1 protein-coding gene is annotated in these 416 nt (G+C 56.5%); it reads right to left on the reverse strand.

The window, feature by feature from the left end:
- The coding region (locus tag ACEWQZ_RS09880) for a hypothetical protein (RefSeq protein ID WP_476482926.1) at nucleotides 1–183 on the reverse strand (183 nt) is incomplete at its 3' end.
- Nucleotides 184–416: the final 233 nt, after the last annotated feature.

Genomic DNA, 416 nt, shown 5'->3' on the forward strand with positions numbered 1-416 from the left:
GTAAGAAGCCAGCAACGGCTCCAGCGCCGGTTCGCGACCCCTGAAAGCCAGCCAGGATTCCTGAATCGGACGGCTTGAGCCGACTTCCAGGATTTCGCGCGCCAGCCGGCCGCCGGTTTCGGTATTGAACAGCCCGGTTTCACAGAACAGATCGAAGGTGTCGCGGTTATTACGGGAGTGCACGGTGTCCTGGATCTCCCTTGGGAATTTTCCGTTGGCCAGCCTAGCGTGGGCGTTGCTGGCTGCTTATTAGGATCAGAGCCAACACCTGCTTTAGCCCAGCTTATTCATCAGACTGCCTCTTTCACGCTGAGTCAAGCCGGCTTTGATGGATTTTGGTCACCCAGCTTGCAGGTTCGGCTCGATGGTGGGTCTGGATGGCATTGATTCGCCAGGATTTGGCATTTTTGAGGCTT

The sequence above is a fragment of the Wenzhouxiangella sp. YN1 genome (assembly GCF_056324145.1).